This window comes from Bacillus sp. BC08 (genome assembly GCF_054326875.1).
Genome location: NZ_JBTGPA010000027.1, coordinates 51,117 through 68,777 on the forward strand (window position 1 = coordinate 51,117; position 17,661 = coordinate 68,777).

The 17,661-nt window shown below is 35.9% G+C and carries 18 protein-coding genes; 6 read left to right on the forward strand and 12 right to left on the reverse strand.

Annotated elements, in window-relative coordinates; translation table 11 throughout:
- Positions 1-29: 29 nt before the first annotated feature.
- Genes ACXVYO_RS06515 through ACXVYO_RS06525 form a run of 3 tightly spaced genes read right to left on the reverse strand, consistent with a single transcriptional unit; the run spans position 30 to position 2,861 of the window.
- On the reverse strand, positions 30-722 hold the full coding sequence (locus ACXVYO_RS06515) for a LutC/YkgG family protein (protein ID WP_458466364.1): 693 nt from the start codon (positions 720-722) through the stop codon (positions 30-32).
- A 1-nt stretch (position 723) separates the two neighbouring features.
- Entirely contained in the window at positions 724-2,136 is a 1,413-nt protein-coding gene (locus ACXVYO_RS06520) for a LutB/LldF family L-lactate oxidation iron-sulfur protein (protein WP_458466365.1), read from the reverse strand.
- Positions 2,133-2,861 carry a (Fe-S)-binding protein gene (locus tag ACXVYO_RS06525; RefSeq protein WP_458466366.1) on the reverse strand — a complete coding sequence of 243 codons (729 nt, stop codon included), beginning with the start codon at positions 2,859-2,861 and terminating at the stop codon, positions 2,133-2,135. Before ACXVYO_RS06525 ends, ACXVYO_RS06520 begins: the two co-directional genes overlap by 4 nt.
- A 182-nt stretch (positions 2,862-3,043) precedes the next feature.
- On the opposite strand from ACXVYO_RS06525, the gene ACXVYO_RS06530 reads away from it, so the two are divergent.
- A complete protein-coding gene (locus ACXVYO_RS06530) occupies positions 3,044-3,916 on the forward strand; it encodes a LysR family transcriptional regulator (RefSeq protein ID WP_458466367.1) in 873 nt (290 codons plus the stop codon).
- Positions 3,917-4,281: 365 nt separating this feature from the next.
- Here the strand turns inward: ACXVYO_RS06530 and ACXVYO_RS06535 are convergent, their stop codons facing one another.
- The gene (locus ACXVYO_RS06535) at positions 4,282-4,551 is read right to left on the reverse strand and encodes a 2TM domain-containing protein (RefSeq protein ID WP_458466702.1); all 270 of its coding nucleotides are present in this window, start codon (positions 4,549-4,551) and stop codon (positions 4,282-4,284) included.
- 428 nt (positions 4,552-4,979) lie between these two features.
- Between ACXVYO_RS06535 and ACXVYO_RS06540 the strand changes: the two genes are divergently transcribed.
- Entirely contained in the window at positions 4,980-5,234 is a 255-nt protein-coding gene (locus ACXVYO_RS06540) for a SunI/YnzG family protein (RefSeq protein WP_458466368.1), read from the forward strand.
- A 177-nt stretch (positions 5,235-5,411) separates the two neighbouring features.
- Here ACXVYO_RS06540 and ACXVYO_RS06545 read toward each other — a convergent pair whose 3' ends face one another.
- Complete coding sequence (locus ACXVYO_RS06545; RefSeq protein ID WP_458466369.1) at positions 5,412-6,053, reverse strand: hypothetical protein; 642 nt, start codon at positions 6,051-6,053, stop codon at positions 5,412-5,414.
- Positions 6,054-6,342: 289 nt separating this feature from the next.
- Here ACXVYO_RS06545 and ACXVYO_RS06550 point away from each other — a divergent pair, with 289 nt between their 5' ends.
- Both ACXVYO_RS06550 and ACXVYO_RS06555 read left to right on the forward strand, forming a co-directional pair.
- Positions 6,343-7,374 (forward strand): S66 family peptidase, encoded by a 1,032-nt coding sequence (locus ACXVYO_RS06550; RefSeq protein WP_458466370.1) that lies wholly within the window; start codon positions 6,343-6,345, stop codon positions 7,372-7,374.
- Between the two features lie 227 nt (positions 7,375-7,601).
- Positions 7,602-7,997: a DUF3224 domain-containing protein gene (locus tag ACXVYO_RS06555; protein ID WP_458466371.1), complete on the forward strand. Its 396-nt coding sequence runs from the start codon at positions 7,602-7,604 to the stop codon at positions 7,995-7,997.
- Positions 7,998-8,232: 235 nt separating this feature from the next.
- Here ACXVYO_RS06555 and ACXVYO_RS06560 read toward each other — a convergent pair whose 3' ends face one another.
- The 7 genes from ACXVYO_RS06560 to ACXVYO_RS06590 all read right to left on the reverse strand — a co-directional run bounded on the left by ACXVYO_RS06560 (position 8,233) and on the right by ACXVYO_RS06590 (position 14,998).
- Positions 8,233-8,610: an enoyl-CoA hydratase gene (locus ACXVYO_RS06560; RefSeq protein ID WP_458466372.1), complete on the reverse strand. Its 378-nt coding sequence runs from the start codon at positions 8,608-8,610 to the stop codon at positions 8,233-8,235.
- Between the two features lie 85 nt (positions 8,611-8,695).
- Positions 8,696-9,943 (reverse strand): DUF1015 domain-containing protein, encoded by a 1,248-nt coding sequence (locus tag ACXVYO_RS06565; protein ID WP_458466373.1) that lies wholly within the window; start codon positions 9,941-9,943, stop codon positions 8,696-8,698.
- A 13-nt stretch (positions 9,944-9,956) separates the two neighbouring features.
- A complete protein-coding gene (locus ACXVYO_RS06570) occupies positions 9,957-11,129 on the reverse strand; it encodes a 3-phosphoglycerate dehydrogenase family protein (RefSeq protein ID WP_458466374.1) in 1,173 nt (390 codons plus the stop codon).
- 12 nt (positions 11,130-11,141) lie between these two features.
- Positions 11,142-12,224 (reverse strand): 3-phosphoserine/phosphohydroxythreonine transaminase, encoded by a 1,083-nt coding sequence (gene serC / locus ACXVYO_RS06575; RefSeq protein ID WP_458466375.1) that lies wholly within the window; start codon positions 12,222-12,224, stop codon positions 11,142-11,144.
- A gap of 211 nt (positions 12,225-12,435) precedes the next feature.
- Positions 12,436-12,627: a DUF378 domain-containing protein gene (locus ACXVYO_RS06580; RefSeq protein WP_000670802.1), complete on the reverse strand. Its 192-nt coding sequence runs from the start codon at positions 12,625-12,627 to the stop codon at positions 12,436-12,438.
- An 89-nt stretch (positions 12,628-12,716) separates the two neighbouring features.
- The gene (locus ACXVYO_RS06585) at positions 12,717-13,784 is read right to left on the reverse strand and encodes a glycoside hydrolase family 113 (protein ID WP_458466376.1); all 1,068 of its coding nucleotides are present in this window, start codon (positions 13,782-13,784) and stop codon (positions 12,717-12,719) included.
- Positions 13,785-14,119: 335 nt separating this feature from the next.
- Entirely contained in the window at positions 14,120-14,998 is an 879-nt protein-coding gene (locus ACXVYO_RS06590; RefSeq protein WP_458466377.1) for a CPBP family intramembrane glutamic endopeptidase, read from the reverse strand.
- 360 nt (positions 14,999-15,358) lie between these two features.
- Between ACXVYO_RS06590 and ACXVYO_RS06595 the strand changes: the two genes are divergently transcribed.
- Together ACXVYO_RS06595 and ACXVYO_RS06600 are read left to right on the forward strand one after the other, a co-directional pair.
- Positions 15,359-16,696, forward strand: a complete 1,338-nt coding sequence (locus tag ACXVYO_RS06595; protein WP_458466378.1) for an erythromycin esterase family protein — start codon at positions 15,359-15,361, stop codon at positions 16,694-16,696.
- Between the two features lie 354 nt (positions 16,697-17,050).
- Positions 17,051-17,629 (forward strand): sensor domain-containing protein, encoded by a 579-nt coding sequence (locus ACXVYO_RS06600; protein ID WP_097994315.1) that lies wholly within the window; start codon positions 17,051-17,053, stop codon positions 17,627-17,629.
- Positions 17,630-17,661 lie beyond the last annotated feature (32 nt).

Sequence of the window (17,661 nt, forward strand, 5' to 3'; positions counted from 1 at the left end):
CTCCCCCTCGTATTCTTTTGTTTTTCTCTCTAATCCTTTAATAAAATGACATGAACCTTTCCAGGACCGTGAACTCCAAAAGCTAATTCCATCTCAATATCACCTGTCCGGCTAGGCCCAGTGATAAAATTTATACAGGCAGGTAATCCATTCGAAACCTGTTCGTGAATGCTAGTTACTCCTTCTGTTAAACGTCTATAAATGGTATGTTCTGAGAGAATCGCTACATAAACTGCTGGCAAAACGCTAACTAAACGTCCGCGTCCACCACCATTCCATAAAACAACTGTTCCAGTCTCAGCGAGTCCCATTTCGGCATATGTAATGCCCATATCCACTTGAGCTGCATAATCCCGTAGTTCTCTTTCACCTTCTTTACTTTGCCAAATTCGATGAGAAACGAAATTTCCTGTTAAATACTTCCCTATTTCAAGCTGATGTAATCTATCATCATCCCAATACACCGCAGATTGAACATTAAATTTATGTACAACATATTGAAGTGCATTCTCTATTTCTGAACGGTATATATGACTTACTTCTGTATGTAACGTATTTAAGTTTGCAATAAACTGCTCTACTAAACTTTCGTGATTTATCTCTTTAGGAAAGTGCCTAAGCGGATCGTTTTTCCATCTAGGAGGAGTGACCCCCGAGCGACGTTCTCGGTTTAGTTTACGTGCGATATTGTTTAAAAAAGATTGTTGTACATCCGTATTCATATTATGAATCCCTCATTTCTTTTTTCCACCAATCACGGAATGATTGTTTCGCAGGTTTTGGAAAATCTCTACTTTCTGTCCACCCTTTTAATGGGCCGGGACCATTCGCAATATATCCATCTTTCGCAAATATCGATAAACCTGTGTGTGCCATTTTAATGGTTTTCTCATAAACGAATGGATGGCTCGCCATAAACGTGAAGCCTTTAAAGGCCAGTTTCTCAAATTTCGTTATAAACCCTTGTTCCACCACATCTTTACGATGTTCAATGAGAAGGTCATGTAATGGAATTTTCACAGGACAAACATCTGTACACGCTCCGCACAAACTTGATGCAAAAGGTAGTTCTTTTAATTCTTCATACCCTTCTAATAAAGGCGCTAGTACTGCCCCAATTGGTCCGCTATAAACACTTCCATAAGCATGCCCTCCAATATTACGATACACAGGACATACATTTACACATGCTCCGCATCTTATACACTTTAATACTTCTTCATAAGCAGTTCCTAAAATATCAGAACGACCATTATCTAGAATAATTAAATGAAATTCTTCAGGTCCATCCATATCTTCAGATAAACGTGCGCCATTAATTCCAGTTACATAAGATGTAATCTTTTGGCCTGTCGCACTTCTTGTTAACATCGAAACGACTACATCAAGATCTTTCCATGTCGGAACGAGGCGTTCCATCCCCATAATAGCAATATGAACTTTTGGTAATGTCGTAGTAAGACGAGCATTTCCCTCATTACTTACAAGAACAACTGATCCAGATTCCGCTACTGCAAAGTTACAACCGGAAATACCAATATCAGCTTCTAAAAACTCTTTACGCAATTGCTCCCTAGCAAATTGTAATAATTGATTCGTATCAACTGGAATCTTTCTCCCCGCTTCCTTAGAAAAAAGCTCTGCTACTTGTTCCTTCGTCTTATGAATGGCCGGGGCAATTAAATGGGATGGAGCTTCTCCAGCTAATTGAATAATATACTCCCCAAGATCAGACTCTACTACTTTTAACCCTATCTCTTCTAAGTTTTTATTAAGGTGTATTTCTTCCGAAACCATTGACTTTGATTTAATTACTTTTCTCGCTCTTTTTTTCCTTGCGATTTCAGAAACATACGATACAGCATCTTCTGCTTTGAAAGCAAAATGAACATGTCCCCCATTTTTCCGAACATTAGTAGCTAATTGTTCCAAATAACTATCTAAATTTTCAATTGTATGCATCCGAATTTCAGATGCTGCCTCACGCCATTCTTCAATATTTCCTAATTCATGTGTAGCTTGTTCCCGTCCCATCCGAAGCCTGTCTTGTGTGAATGGTACCGCGCTTCTCATCTGCGGATCGTGCAACGCTTTATCTACTCTTTTCAAAAATCCTTGTTCCCCCGCCACACTCATTTATTCAGCCCCTTCGCCAATACTTCTGCCACATGTAACACTTGAATATTTTTATTTTCCCTGCGCAATCTTCCTCCAATATTCATAAGACATCCCATATCTGCTCCAATTAAAAGATTTGCATCTGCCGCCTCAATATGTTTTATTTTTTCATCAACCATCGTTTGAGAAATCGAGCTCATTTTTACTGCAAAAGTACCACCAAACCCGCAGCAATCTTGGCAATATGGTAATTCTTTTACGTCTAGACCTTCTACTTGCGATAATAACTTAAGTGGTTCATCTTTTATCCCAAGCGCACGGCTCATATGACAAGATTGGTGAAAAACAGCTTTCTCAACCAACTTAGATTTCAAATCATTTTTACCAAGTACATTTATTAAAAAATCCGTCAACTCATACGTTCTATCCGCTAAATGAACCGCTTTTGCATACCATTCACTATCGTCTTTAAACATTTCTTTATAATAATGATGAACCATGCTGGCACAAGAACCTGAAGGCGTCACAATATATTCACTATGTTCAAATGCTTTTATCATTTGCTTTGCTGCTAGTTTTGCTTCTTCTTGATATCCGCTATTGTATGCCGGTTGTCCGCAACAAGTCTGTCCTTCTGGGAAATCTAGTTCCACTCCACATTGCTTCATAATTTCTACGACACTTTTACCTACTTCAGGAAAAAACATATCTGATAAACAAGTAATAAACAACGAAACTTTCATAAAAATCCCCCCTTAAAACGATACGATCTATTTTCAAGTTATGATTCTACTTAATTGAATTTTAAATTTTTAGAATTTTCTATTTTTAAAACTTTTTGTTTATGATATCATGTGGGATATTATATGAAAACTATCTATAAGGTTGTTTTTGTATACAAAAAAGGTATAGAAAGGACTTTGAAATGGATATAAGAAAACTTCGTTACTTTACTGTAATCGCTGAAGAAAAACAGCTTACCCGTGCTGCCCAGCGGCTTCATATGGCACAGCCACCTTTAAGTAGACAACTATCGCTACTGGAACAAGAATTGTCGGTAAGCTTATTTGAAAGAAACGGTCGAAATATGCATTTGACTGAAGAAGGCAAAATTTTATATACGAAAGCAAAAAACATTATTCAGCAATTAGAAGAAACCATTACGGAAATTAAAGATACCGGTGAAGGGCTAAGGGGGAATCTATCAATTGGAGCATTTCATTCCTGCATTCCTTTTCTCTCTGAAAAAATCCGCTATTTTCGAGATAACTATCCAAATGTGAACTTAAAAATATGGGAAGGTGGTCCTTTTTACTTAATAGAGCAATTAGAAAATCGGAATATCGAACTTGCTATCTTGCGCGCGCCCTTTAATAAAGATATTTTTTCTAGTATTAGTTTATCAAAGGAACCATTCGTGTTAGTCATGCCTGCTAAATGGGAACTATATCACTCACAACTTCCAATTCCTCTAACCGAATTAAGTCATATTCCCCTCTTACTTTTACATAAAGATACAGAAAACAGCTATCATCAGCTCGTCATTGATGAATGCAAGCACCTCGATATTCAATTAAACATAGCATGTGAATGTCCTGACTCCGCATTTATTCTTATGCTTATCATGACTGGAGTCGGCGCATCTATCTTGCCTAAAAGCGCTGTATCTCATATCCCGCAAGAATTTATAAAAATAGTAGATGTAATGGATTTTCCTTATCAGTCCGAATCATCGATTATATGGCTAAAAGATCGGAAGCTTTCTAAAAGAGCCCAACGATTTATAGAATGTACATGAATTCATTTTGAAGGTGTAGCTATGGGTTTCTTCGCTTATGTGCATACGAGAATGGTACATTAATCCTTTTAAACAGAAAAACAAAGACGCGAAGTCATAGAAGAGACTTCGCATCTTTGTTTATTTAAAGAGGTTTATATGAATGGAAATCCTACGTAATGTCTTTATCACGCGCGTCACACCTTACTGCTTTGTATCCCATTTTTCTATACTGAAGCAAAACGATAATCTATGCTCAGCATTACTCTGAAAATAGAATCATCAAATTACATTCCTTATGAGCAGATTCAAGTTGATTTTTTTAAAATATACCGTGTTCTAAAAGGTACTTATACTATTGTAATTCATCCATTCCAGAAATAAATTTACTTATCTTTCTCCATATATTCTTTAATCTTTCGTTCTTCCCACTCTTTTCCGAATATCCCAACTGGAAAAGTTGTCAAACCGTGTATAACGATACCAATCCCCCAACCAGCAAGTGGATATAAAAACCATAATTTACTGGAATCAGAGCTTATATTTATAATAAAAAGCATTAAGTTCACTAATATATAAACCGTTAAATGAATATAAAACGCTTTTAAATTCTCCACCCTTTTTTTAGCTCGTAAATAAAGTGAAACTTTAATCAGTGGGGGTTTTCTTCATCCCCCCACTGATTATTAGTTGAACCAATCGGACTTTTATGGGCAGTTGATCCCCCACCTAACTTCTTTGCTTTCGCTGAATTTTGAGGTGGGGGGTCTTACTGCCCATTAAAGCGGGATAAACCTCATCTTGCTCCATATATAAACACCTCTTTCATCATTTTATTTTTTAAATTCGCCCCGATTTAAACATCATATTCTAATCAAAAATCTCTTATTCTCAAAAATTCACAAAATAAAAAAGATCGTCTTCATTTCAGGAAGATTGCAGGTGCTAGTGGATACACTTTTTTGTTCGTAGTACGATACCTTGTAAAAAAATTGAAAAATCAAATTTCACAATAGAAATAAAACCTTTAAATCTGTATAATAAAATTAATAGCGATATTTTAATACAGAAAGGTCTTGGTAACATGCTAGGTATCGATGTCAAAAAAACAGATGGAGAATTAATTATTTCGTGGCAACTAGCTAAGATTCAAATTCCATTAAGTGAAATTATTGAAGTTACAGAAGATGAAACCTATGCTGGTGTAGAAGAAGAAAACGTAATCCGAATTGGAACAGCATACGCTACAACAGACCGGATTTTAATCAGAACAGTAAAACAAAATTATCTATTATTTACGACCAATAGAGTCTCAATTTTGAATAAAATCAATGTATAAGCAATAGGATAAAACACTTGTCTATATGGGTTTATTCGATTCAACTGTATACCCGCATTTTAAAAATTATTATAGATACAATGATGTAAAAATAAACAAAAAATACCCAGCAAATTGTCATACACATGATCATTTGCTGGGTACTAAGGGATACATTTGTTAATTACAGAATTCTAATTAAGACCAAATCCAAACATCATCATTATTTTCAACGTTGCTCTTTACCTCATACACTTTTTCGATATGATCCGTTGTGTTCCAGTTAATAGAACTTCCGCCCCAGCCCACATACTTCATATCAATTTTTACTTTCTCACCTGTATTAAATACTTGTCCCTTTGTTAAGAAAACATCAATGATAACTTTCTTCCCGTTTAGTGAGGGATAATCAACTACGACATATTTAGTAGAACCGTCCCCCTCACCTTCCATCTTTCCTACTTTTGATACTTCCCCAATCACATAATCAGGAGAACCATCTTCTTTCATGTGCATACCTAATTTATTTGACGTATTTTCAACTGTATTTGCAATCATATATTCCGTGAAATTACGCATCATAGATCCAGTAACTTTTACTTCATCCCCTACTTCCACATTTGAAAGAGAATCTATATACACACTAATAGGTTCTTCATATTGCTTAGATTTTACGACAATTACACCTTTATCTACTTCTATTACTCGTCCTTCTAACGTCGAGAAATTCGATTCAATAGAAGCCGCACTCGCTTTTGACAGTTCTAATCCTGGTAAATTCGTTCCTGATAATGCTGCGATACCCAAAGCACCTGCTAAAATTATTTTTTTCATACCCATATGTAACCTCTCCATTCATGATGATTATATTTTTTGATTGGATACGACCAACCTGTAACTATTATAGTTACAGGTTGTGCAAAATAGCAACCATCTTTCTTATGCAATGTTGCATACTGTAATTTTTAAATATGAATCGATTATTCCTATATTCAACACGAATGCTAAATTCTTGAATACCAGCAGGTAAACGAATTGATGACGAAGAAATAAATGTGATGCATCATATTTTTCAATGCTACAGTTTGTATTATCGTAATCCATTACATTATGTAGGAGCGGAGTTCACATGTTAAAGAAACCAAAGAGATTACAGCCAGGTGATATCGTGGCAACAGTAAGCCCTTCATGGGGAGGCGCAGGCGATTCTGAGATAAGATGGCGATATGAACAAGGAGTAAAGAGATTAGAAGAAGTTTTCGGTCTTACGGTTATCCCAATGCCAAATAGTTTACAAGGTAGCGAATTCACTTATAACAACCCACAGGCTCGCGCGGAAGATTTAATGACAGCTTTTAAAGATACGCGCGTGAAAGCAATTATTGCGAATATTGGCGGTGAAGATAGCATCCGCTTACTTCCTTATATAGATTTTAATGTGATCCGTGAAAACCCGAAAATTTTTATGGGATACTCTGACGTTACCATTTCACACTTATTTTGCCATAAAGCAGGAATCTCCTCTTTTTACGGTCCAGCCATTTTAACGGATTTTGCTGAAAATGTAGAGATGGATCCATATACAATTGAAATGGTAAATCGAACTCTCTTTTCAAATGAAACGATTGGCGAAATTCAACCAGCTCCTGAATGGACGAGTGAGCGTTTAGAATGGATAGAGGTAAATAAAGATACAAGGCGTACGATGCAACAAAACAAAGGATATGAGCTACTTCAAGGCTCCACCACCGTACAAGGACGCTTAATTGGTGGCTGTATAGAAGTACTCGAATTTGCAAAAGGAACGGAACTTTGGCCTGAGAAAAAACATTGGGAGAATAGCATCATTTTCTTTGAAACTTCTGAAGACCATCCAGAACCAAGCTATATAAAGTATTGGTTACGAAATTACGCAGCGCAAGGCATTCTCCAAAAAGCAAAAGGCATCATTTTTGGTAAACCAAAAGACGAAATATATTATGAAGAATATAAACACGAAATACTACAAGTTATGAAAGAACATAATTTAGTAGATTTGCCGATTCTTTATAATTTAAATTTTGGCCATACCGAACCGAAGTCTATTTTACCTTACGGCGCGTTGGCAGAAATTGATTGTGAAAATGGATCTTTCTATATTTTAGAGAGTGGTGTGGAATAAAGTGAAACTTTAATCAGTGGGGGTTTTGTTCATCCCCCACTGATTATCAGCCCTCACCAATCGGGCTTTAACGGGCAGTTAATCCCCCACCTAACTTCTTTTTTAGCTGAATTTTGAGGTGGGGGTCTTACTGCCCGTTAAATGCGAGATAAATAAAATCACTCCTATGAGATATGACTGTGAATTAATATTTGTTAAAAGTATATAATTGGAGGGAGATTACGTGTATGGAAGTAACATTTACAGTAAGTAAATGGGATGAAAAACCAATCGATGATACTAAAAAAGATTTCCCTATTAATATTGCCCATGTCGAATATGATATTGATGGTGAATTAAAAGGAAAAGCTTTTGTTGAATACTTATTATATTATGTAGACTCAAATATAAATGATGGTCACCTGGCTACTGCTAAAATTTCTGGATTTTTACACTTTAAAGGAGTTTATAAGGGGCAACAAGGGACATTTACAGCTATAGAGCAAGGAATATTTGATAAAGGAAATTTAGATTCCCCAGGTACAATTATTAAAGCTACCGGTAACTTAGAAACTCTAAGAGGGTCCTATAATTATCAGTTTACAGGTCAAACTAGTAAACTGAATTTAGCGTTTGAATTTTAGCAAAACAACCTATAATTTAGTGGAAAGGACATTTCTTGTAATACTAGGAATGTCCTTTTTGTTGACGGGCGACTTATACAACTATTCTTCTATTAGTTAAGGAAGAACAGAAGTATATTACAGAATGTCTTATTATCAATATTCAGCAATGCATAAAATTTTCGTTATAGTGGAATTAAAAACCTAAGCCCGAAAGACATGTGGCCTCTCACCTATTCATTACTTTTCCTACTAACTAAAGAATAATCCCAGAAAAGCTCCCCTTCATAACTTCCTTTTCAAGTTGATTCCTACATATAAATATCGCAATAATTTTTGTGCGATTTTTTTCATCAGGTTCAAATTTTTCAATCGTTACGTCGCAACGAATGGTATCACCGCTAAATACAGGACGTAAAAATTCAAAATCCATCTTGCGAGCTAGTACGTTATAATCACCGCCAATTTTTGTAGGCAATGTTGATGTTAAAAGCCCTTGTACAACAAATCTCCCCTGCTCATCTGGTGTAACATGATGAACACCTTCATCTTTCGATACTTCCGTAAATAAAACAACATCCTCTTTCGTAAACGTTCGTTCAAAGGTAATTTTTTCGCCTACTTGTAATTTCATCTATACCCCTCCTCAAAAACACTTTTAACATAAGAAAAACCGAAACTATAATCATTTCGGTTTTTCAATCTAAAGAAGTCTATATTTACTTTAAAGAATGTACAAACAACCCACTACGCAGTTTCGGTTCGAACCACGTTGATTTCGGCGGCATAACTTCTCCAGCGTCTGCGATTGCTAATAAAGATTCCATTGATGTCGGATATAATGCGAACGCTGCTTTATATTCACCGTTATTTACAAGGCGTTCTAGTTCTTCTAATCCGCGGATTCCTCCGACAAAATCAATGCGTGAATCAGATCGCGGATCATGTATTTCAAGTACTTGGCTTAATAAATGATCTTGCAGAATAGATACATCTAAACCTTTTACAAGGTCGTTCGCATCAAACGTTTCCTCTTTTACTGTTAATTTATACCACTTCTCGTTTACGTACATACCAAATGTTTTTGGCTCATTTGGTTTATACGGAGAAACAGCCGCTTCTTCTACATAAAAGTATTGCGTGATTTGTTTTAAAAACTGTTCTTCTGATAAGCCGTTTAAGTCTTTTACAACTCGGTTATAGTCCCAAATAGATAATTCATCATGAGGGAATAAAACAGATAAGAAGAAATTAAACTCTTCTTCTCCTGTGTAATTCGGATATTGCTCTCTTCGCATGAGCCCTACTTTTGCAGCTGATGCTGAGCGGTGATGCCCATCTGCAATGTACAGATTAGGAATATCTTCAAATAAGTTTACTAAACTTGTAATTACTTCTTCATCAGCTATTTTCCAGGCAACATGCTTAACGCCGTCTTCTGCTGTAAATGTATAGATTGGTGCATGTTCTTCTTTCCAGCTGGCAATGAAACGCGTTATCTCTTCTTTAGTACGATATGTTAAAAAGATAGGACCTGTATTTGCATCACAAACATCTACGTGGCGAATGCGATCTAGCTCTTTTTCATGACGCGTTCTTTCATGTTTTTTAATTGTATCATCTTCATACTCATCAATAGATGTACAAACGACAAGGCCTGACTGCGTTCTTTCTTGCATCGTCAGTTCATAAATGTATAGTGCTGGCTCTTCGTCTTGCATGAATACTTCTTCTCGTATAAGTCGATTTAAATTTTCACCCGCTTTTTCATATACACGATCATCGTACGGTGAAAGTGCCGGGTCTAAATCAATTTCTGCTTTATCAACGTGTAAGAAAGAATACGGATTCCCTTTTACAACCTCTCTTGCTTCTTCACTATTTAATACGTCATACGGTAAGGCTGCAACTTCCGCTGCTTTTTCTTCTACTGGACGAATGGCCCGAAACGGTCGGATTTTTGCCAAGTTCCTCTCTCCTTTACACAATCATTCGAACGGCTACAACACCTGTAATTTTGCTTATATTTTCCACTATATTCTCTTTTATTATATCATCAATTCCGTTATCAATATCAATCATTGTGTACGCCCAAGAATGTTTACTACGATTAATCATATCGGCAATATTAATATGATGCTCTGCTAAACATCCTGTAATTTGTCCTACCATGTTCGGAACATTTTGATGCATAATCGTAATACGTTTTTTACCGATATACGGTAATTCTACGTTTGGATAGTTTACTGAATTACGAATATTTCCTGTCTCTAAATATTCACGTAATTGGCGCGCTGCCATGATCGCACAATTTTCTTCCGATTCAGACGTAGACGCACCAAGGTGAGGCGTCGCTGTTACATTTTTCATCTTTATCACATTTTCATTCGGGAAATCCGTTACGTAATGTGTAATAATATCTTCTTCTAACGCTGTTTGAAGAACTTTTTCATCTACAAGTTCTCCTCTAGAGAAATTGAATAAACGCATACCTTTTTTCATCTTTTCTACAGCGTGTTCGCCAATGATTCCCTTCGTTTGATTCGTAAGTGGAATATGAAGGGTAATATAATCACACGTTGCAAAAATTTCATCTAAACTAAATGCTCTTTGCACATGTGTAGAAAGGCGCCATGCCGTTTCAACTGAAATGTAAGGATCATATCCGACAACGTCCATTCCTAAAGCTAACGCATCGTTCGCAACTAAAGCACCGATTGCGCCAAGGCCGATAACCCCTAGTCGCTTCCCTGCAATTTCTGATCCAACGAATTGTTTTTTTCCTGATTCAACAAGCTGTGGTACTTCTTCCCCCTCTAAATTTTTCGTCCAACTTACTCCATTGATAATGTTACGTGAAGACATAATCAGGCTGGCGATAATAAGTTCCTTTACTGCATTGGCATTCGCTCCTGGTGTATTAAATACTACAATCCCTTTTTCTGTACATCGCTCGACAGGAATATTATTTACACCTGCACCAGCTCTTGCAATCGCCTTTAAGTCTTTTGAAAAATCCTCTTGATGTAAAGAATAGCTGCGAAGTAAAATGCCATCTGGGTGGTCCACTCTATCCCCTACTTCATAACGATCTCCGCTAAGTACTTGCAAACCTTTTTCAGCAATTTGATTTAACGTTTGAACACGAAACATATCCCCATCTCCCTATCTATTCTCAAGCTCAAATTCCTTCATATAATTTACTAATTGCTGTACGCCATGTACTGGCATCGCATTGTAAATACTAGCGCGCATACCACCGACTGAGCGATGTCCTTTTAGCGTAACAAGACCGCGTTCTTTCGCTTTTTGTAAAAACTCATTGTTCAGCTCTTCTGATGGTGTTGTAAACGGAATGTTCATAAGTGATCGATACGCAAGATCAACTGGTGAAGTAAACAATTTTGATTCATCTAAGAAATTGTAAAGAAGTGAAGATTTCATTCTATTCTGTTCTTCCATCGCAGATACCCCGCCTTGCTCTTTCAGCCACTCTAGTACAAGTTTCGTTACGTAAATACTAAAGGTTGGCGGTGTATTATATAAGGAGTTATTTTTGCTGTAAGTTTCATAGTTTAACATCGTAGGACAAGAGCGATCTCCTCCCCCAATTAAATCTCTTTTTATAATAGCGATCGTTAAGCCCGCTGGCCCTAAATTCTTTTGCGCTCCCGCATATATAAGACCGAACTTCGTAACATCATATTGTTCTGATAAAATATTTGAGGACATATCCGCAACAAGCGGTACTTTATCTAAATGTGGAATGTCCACATATTTCGTTCCCTCAATTGTATTGTTCGTTGTAATATGTACATAATCTAGTTTTTCATCATTTGGTAAACCATCCAGTTTAGGAATTGTAGTAAACTTCGCTTGTTCAGAAGAAGCAATCACTTGTACTTCTCCTACTTTTTCAGCTTCTTGCATCGCCTTTTTAGACCATGAGCCAGTCAATACGTACCCTGCTTTTTTATACGTATTCATTAAGTTTAACGGTATCATAGAAAATTGTAATGACGCACCGCCTTGTAAAAACAGTACTTCATACTCATCAGGAATGCTCATTAATTCACGAAGCAAGTTACTCGCTTCATCTATAATACTTTGAAAATAAGAAGATCGATGACTCATTTCCATAATAGACATGCCTGTCCCGTTATAATTTACAAGCTCCTTTTGCACTTTCTCTAAAACTGGCAAAGGGAGTATTGATGGTCCAGCTGAAAAATTATACACTCTCTCCATCACCCTGAAAACCTCCCTATTTCTCATTTTTATTAATTTTTAAACTTTCTGAATTATAACCTGAAATATAATACATGGTCAATTTGTTTTCTATTATTACGGCGTAAGACGCAATGGAATCGCTTGCATGTGCAAACTACTTTTTATGAACATACAAAAAAGTGCTAAGTACATAATCGTACTTAACACTTTAATAATAAAAGAATGATAGCTAATTGTTCGTAAAGAACCGATCAAAAATTTGATAAATAGCAGAAAGACCAAAGAGCCAATAAATAGTGTCCACAAGCGCCGGCATTGAACCAAACCATTTCTCAACTACATTGTAATCTAACGCTACAAATAACCAATTCAAACCGCCAAGAATCACCAAAATTACTGTAAGGTAAGACAAAAATTTCATTATGATTGCCCCCTAGGTGATAAGATGGTGAAAGGCCTTTCACTAGAAATATATGTGGTAAAATTCAAAACTTACCTATTTAATAAAAATTATTTTCGGTACCAACCATTAATAACCGTTTCTGCTTCTTTACTATGTATTTGATACGCATGCGTACTATTATGAGAGCCAATAAACCAAATTGAAAAACCTTTAAAATATGGTTTCGGTTCTAATACATCACGGTAAGCGCGCCATCCGTTTAATTGTACGTCCTTTGAAAATACATTAGAAACATCTGGATTCCACGGATTTTGCAGTCCAAGTTCACGTGCCGGAACGTTAAATCCACCAAAATAAACGGGCTTTCCTGTTGCTTTATGTAATTGTTCTAATTGCTGAACAACATTTTGCCCACGATTATACACTGTCGTCGCAAATAAACTATTCTTTACTTCTTCATATGTTGGATTTCTTTTTCCTGAAACTTCAAACCAACTATCGATACTTACAATATCCACCTTTTTTAAATATGGACGATTGATTTTCTCTACAAACTTCGCTTCATAAGAAAGATCCCAACTTGCCGTTAACCACCAATTCATTTGATACAAAACATTCCCTTTATACTGCTGACGAACAAAATCAATCGTATCGCTCCAGTATCCTTCTGCATATTCCATATTCACGAAATTAGAAGCAATCTTGATTCCATACACATTGTATTTACTTGTAATCGAATTAAAGATATCTTGCAGAATAACTGTTTTCCAATTCCAGAAGAAATCATTAATGTTACTTGGATTCCATTCCGTTTCCCCAACATTTCCTTGTTGAATATATGGGAACGGTTCCACAATAACTTGAATATTATGCTTTAATAATTCTTGAATTAAAAGAATAGCCTGTTGCTTTTGCGCTTGATTCATTACCATGTTCGTAGAAGTCACGTTCGGAATATCTACCTGAATCGGTACATTTACTGTATTTAAATTTAAGCGCTCTACATCAGCTAACACTTTCGCCACATTTCCAACTTCCCATACCGTTACATTTCCTGATTTGATTTTCCCAGATTGAACAGTATTTACATCTGCCTGTACATTTCCTTGAAAACAAAAAGAAAACAGCATAATAAACACTCCTAAAAAACTTACTAAACTCTTATTTCTCTTCACAACTTTCCCCCTATAATTTTTGGCTTTCCTGATTATTTTATACAATGTTTCATATATATTCCACAAAAAAACAATAAATTTTTATCAATAAAAATGCTAGTTACCCTTTATCTATATTTTATTCATACTAACCTCCTAAAAATAGTAAGGTAAATAAAAAAAGGAGCGTATTTCCGCTCCTTTTCTATCTTTTCACAATTGAAGTTATTGATTTTTTTCTGATAACCTAACCATTACTTTTACATTTACTTCATTTGTATTACTTTCATATCTTTGAGCATTCATAATTGCGCCTCGTCATTTTTCACTAATTGAATTTACAACACATCCGTATGCTATTTCGTGAAATTCACTATTCGAGACGTAATTATTGCAGTAATTAATATAATAATAGCGGTTATCAAGCCAGATTCTCCAATCCAAATCTCAGTTTGATATCCTGTACTTGCACGTGCGAAAGGTCCTTGAATAATGGCATTCCAAGTAGTATGGATGATAACCGAAGGCCAAACGCTACCTGTGCTAAGTCGTAAATAAGCTGTAATATAACCGAATGGTACAATACAAAGATAGATGCCCAGTACTGAAAGAACGACAGATGGTCCCTCTACATATAGACCAGCAATAACTATTGGAACATGCCACGTTGCCCAAATCAATCCACTAATAAGGATAGGCCGTGAAAACTCTGCATCGACTAGCCTTGTGAGCATATAACCTCGCCAACCCATTTCTTCTCCCAAAACTGGGATTAAGTTAAGCAAACTTCCGAAAATGCCGCTCAATACTACTAGATAAATAAAACTGAATGGTGCCGTTACATACTGAAGCCCAAGTAAATTGTAGATCGGTTCTAACATACCACCTTCGGGATGCTGAAACCCCGCAATTCCGCTCAACCAGGCGATAGAATAAGTAATTCCACAAATAATCATAGGGATTAGCAGAGCAAAACCAATCCCCTTCCATATCTTTAAGTTACCGAGACTAAAAGATACATCTTTAAACCCTTCTTTCAGTATTATGCGAGTCAAAATAGAAGAAAATGCTGGGGTAAACATATATACCACAATAAGCGGCATACTTTTCGTAATTATTACTACTACATTTAGGATAATAGAAGTAATGATTAAGATACTCAGAAAGAGTTGAAGTCCTATTTTAGCACGTTGGATTTTATCTTTATTGTGGAACGATTTTGTGTGTAATATCATTTTAATCCGCCCTTCCCCTATAATTCACTTGTTTACCGAATTTACTTCTTGTCATTTCCACAGACACAACTTAGAATAAAAATATTTTTGTATACAAATTCATTCACCTTTAAAATCCCTCCCCAATTTATAGTCTAGTCTTACTTACGACTCATCAATGTAATTATTATTTATAAGTTGTCATAGCCGATAGTACAAAAGTGTAATGATTAGTCTATGACCTGTGTCAATTCACCTTATGACAATATGTAACTAGAAAATATGATATGGGATAGATAACAATTGAATTAAGGCAATTGATTCGTGCAAGTACATGAATCAATCTTGCTTTTACAAATAATTCAATTGAGGTGGAAAAAAATGAATAAGAAAAGAATGATTGCAATGGTTAGTACAGCTTTATTAGTCACAGGATGTGGAGAAGTAGGAAACGCTCAAACAATAGCAGTCGAAAATTCAGGTCAATCAACCCAAAAAAATATAGTTAAATCAATACAATCACAGGCTTACCCATTAAAAACGATAGAGCCGTCAAAATCATTTGAGGATTTAAAACCACTTAAGAAAATGATTGGGAGTGCACAATATGTAGGATTAGGAGAGAATACTCATGGAAGCTCTGAAATTTTCACTATGAAGTTTCGACTTGTGAAATATTTGGTTACTGAGATGGGTTTTACAAATTTCACAATGGAGGAAGATTGGGGAAACGGCTTAAAGCTAAATGAATATATCCAAACAGGAAAAGGAAATCCTAGGGAATTTTTAAACTTGTTATATCCTACTGATGAAATTATAGCCATGATTGAGTGGATGAAAGATTATAATGCTAATCCATCCAATAAAAAAAAGATCCAATTTATTGGGCTCGACTTAAAAGAATTGGACCAAGGTTGCTTTAATAAAGTAATTGATTATGTAAGGCTGCATCGACCAGATTTGCTGGCAGAAGTAGAAGAAAATTATAAAGAATTGTCGGCTTTTACTGGAAGTACAAAGGAATATATGGACCTTGCTCCTGAAATAAAAGAAAAGTTCAAAGCAAACGCTGAGAGAGTAGCTCGATTACTAAAAGATGAAAATACACAAGCCAACACAGAAATAGTTTCACCCGAGTACATCTGGGCGAAAGCAACGGCAAGTGCAATAGAGAAATTTACAACAATGCTAATTCCTAACGACTATCCAAGTATGTTAAAGCTACATGAGCAATACTTGGCCGATCATGCAATGTGGGCACAAGAGACATTGGGTGGTAAAACGATGGTATGGGGACACAATATTCATATAGCTAAAGGAATTATCGATGAGAAATTATACCCTTATGCTGCGGGACAGTTTTTGAAGGAACGTTTAGACAATAATTATGTCACCATTGGTAGTACAACTACGGAGGGGAATTTCACCTTATACAGCGAATATGATCCTTCCACTGGAGGTAAGATTACAACGCGTGAGATTCCACAAAATATTAATAGTTTTAATTATACCCTTGGAAAAGTACCATATCACATGTTTTTATTGGATAACCGTCACCTTAGAGGACAAGCAGAGAAATGGGTTAAAGCAAAAAGACCATTACTGAGTATAGGGGGACAAACCTTCCCGAATGAATCGGTATACTTTGATAAATCATTACTTGAGCAATTTGATATTATTTTTCATATTCGAAAAACAAGTCCATCTCATATTAAATAAAGTGAAACTTTAATCAGTGGGGATTCTCTTCATCCCCCACTGATTATTAGTTGAACCAATCGGACTTTAATGGGCAGCCCGACCCCCACCTAAATTCTTTGCTTTCGCTGCATTTTGAGGTGGGGGTCTTACTGCCCATTAAAGCGGGATAAAAGTACAAAACAATCCCTTCTTGCATCTGCAAGAACGGGATTGTTTTATGGTGATTCATATAAGCATCTTTTTTAACCAGAAGTAGGTTACTCTCCCCCTTTTTAGCATCATTTAGAAATGTCATATGACACTTTTACACTAGTGAGAATGACAAAAAAAGCAGTACAATTCGGTTATTACATAGATAGGAGCGAGAACTTTATGAAATCAAGATTCATCCAGAATGGTTATTTTTTATTGCTAACTTTCGTTACAGGATTGTTTTATTTTTGTTTTTATCTAATAGCTCTGCTATTCAGTTTCACCCTTTCATTTACGGTAATTGGGATTCCACTAGTTATACGCGTACTACAGACTACTACACCTTTTATCCAATTCGAGCGCATACAGACGAAAATTTATACAGATATTTCAACAGACTCTTATGATAGAAATATAACAATAGACACATCGAACTGGACTCAGGTAAAATTAGTGCTTACTGATCGTCGCAATTGGTCTGCTGTCTTTTGGTTAATGCAGAAATTAGTAATTGGTATGTTCAGTCTCATTAGTGCAATCATTTTTTATGTAATGCCACTTATGTTGCTGTTGGCACCACTACTGTATCACTATATCGAAATGAATATTATATTCATACAGATAGATACTTTTGCCAAGTCACTTTTTGTAATGTTTATGGGTATAGTATTTACCGCCATAAGTATTAGAATAGTAGATGGTTGGACAAAGAAAATTGGGGGCTATACACGTAGCATGATTCGGCAACTAAATCGATAGAAGTTTGCCTTCTGTAAGAGAATTGCAGTGTA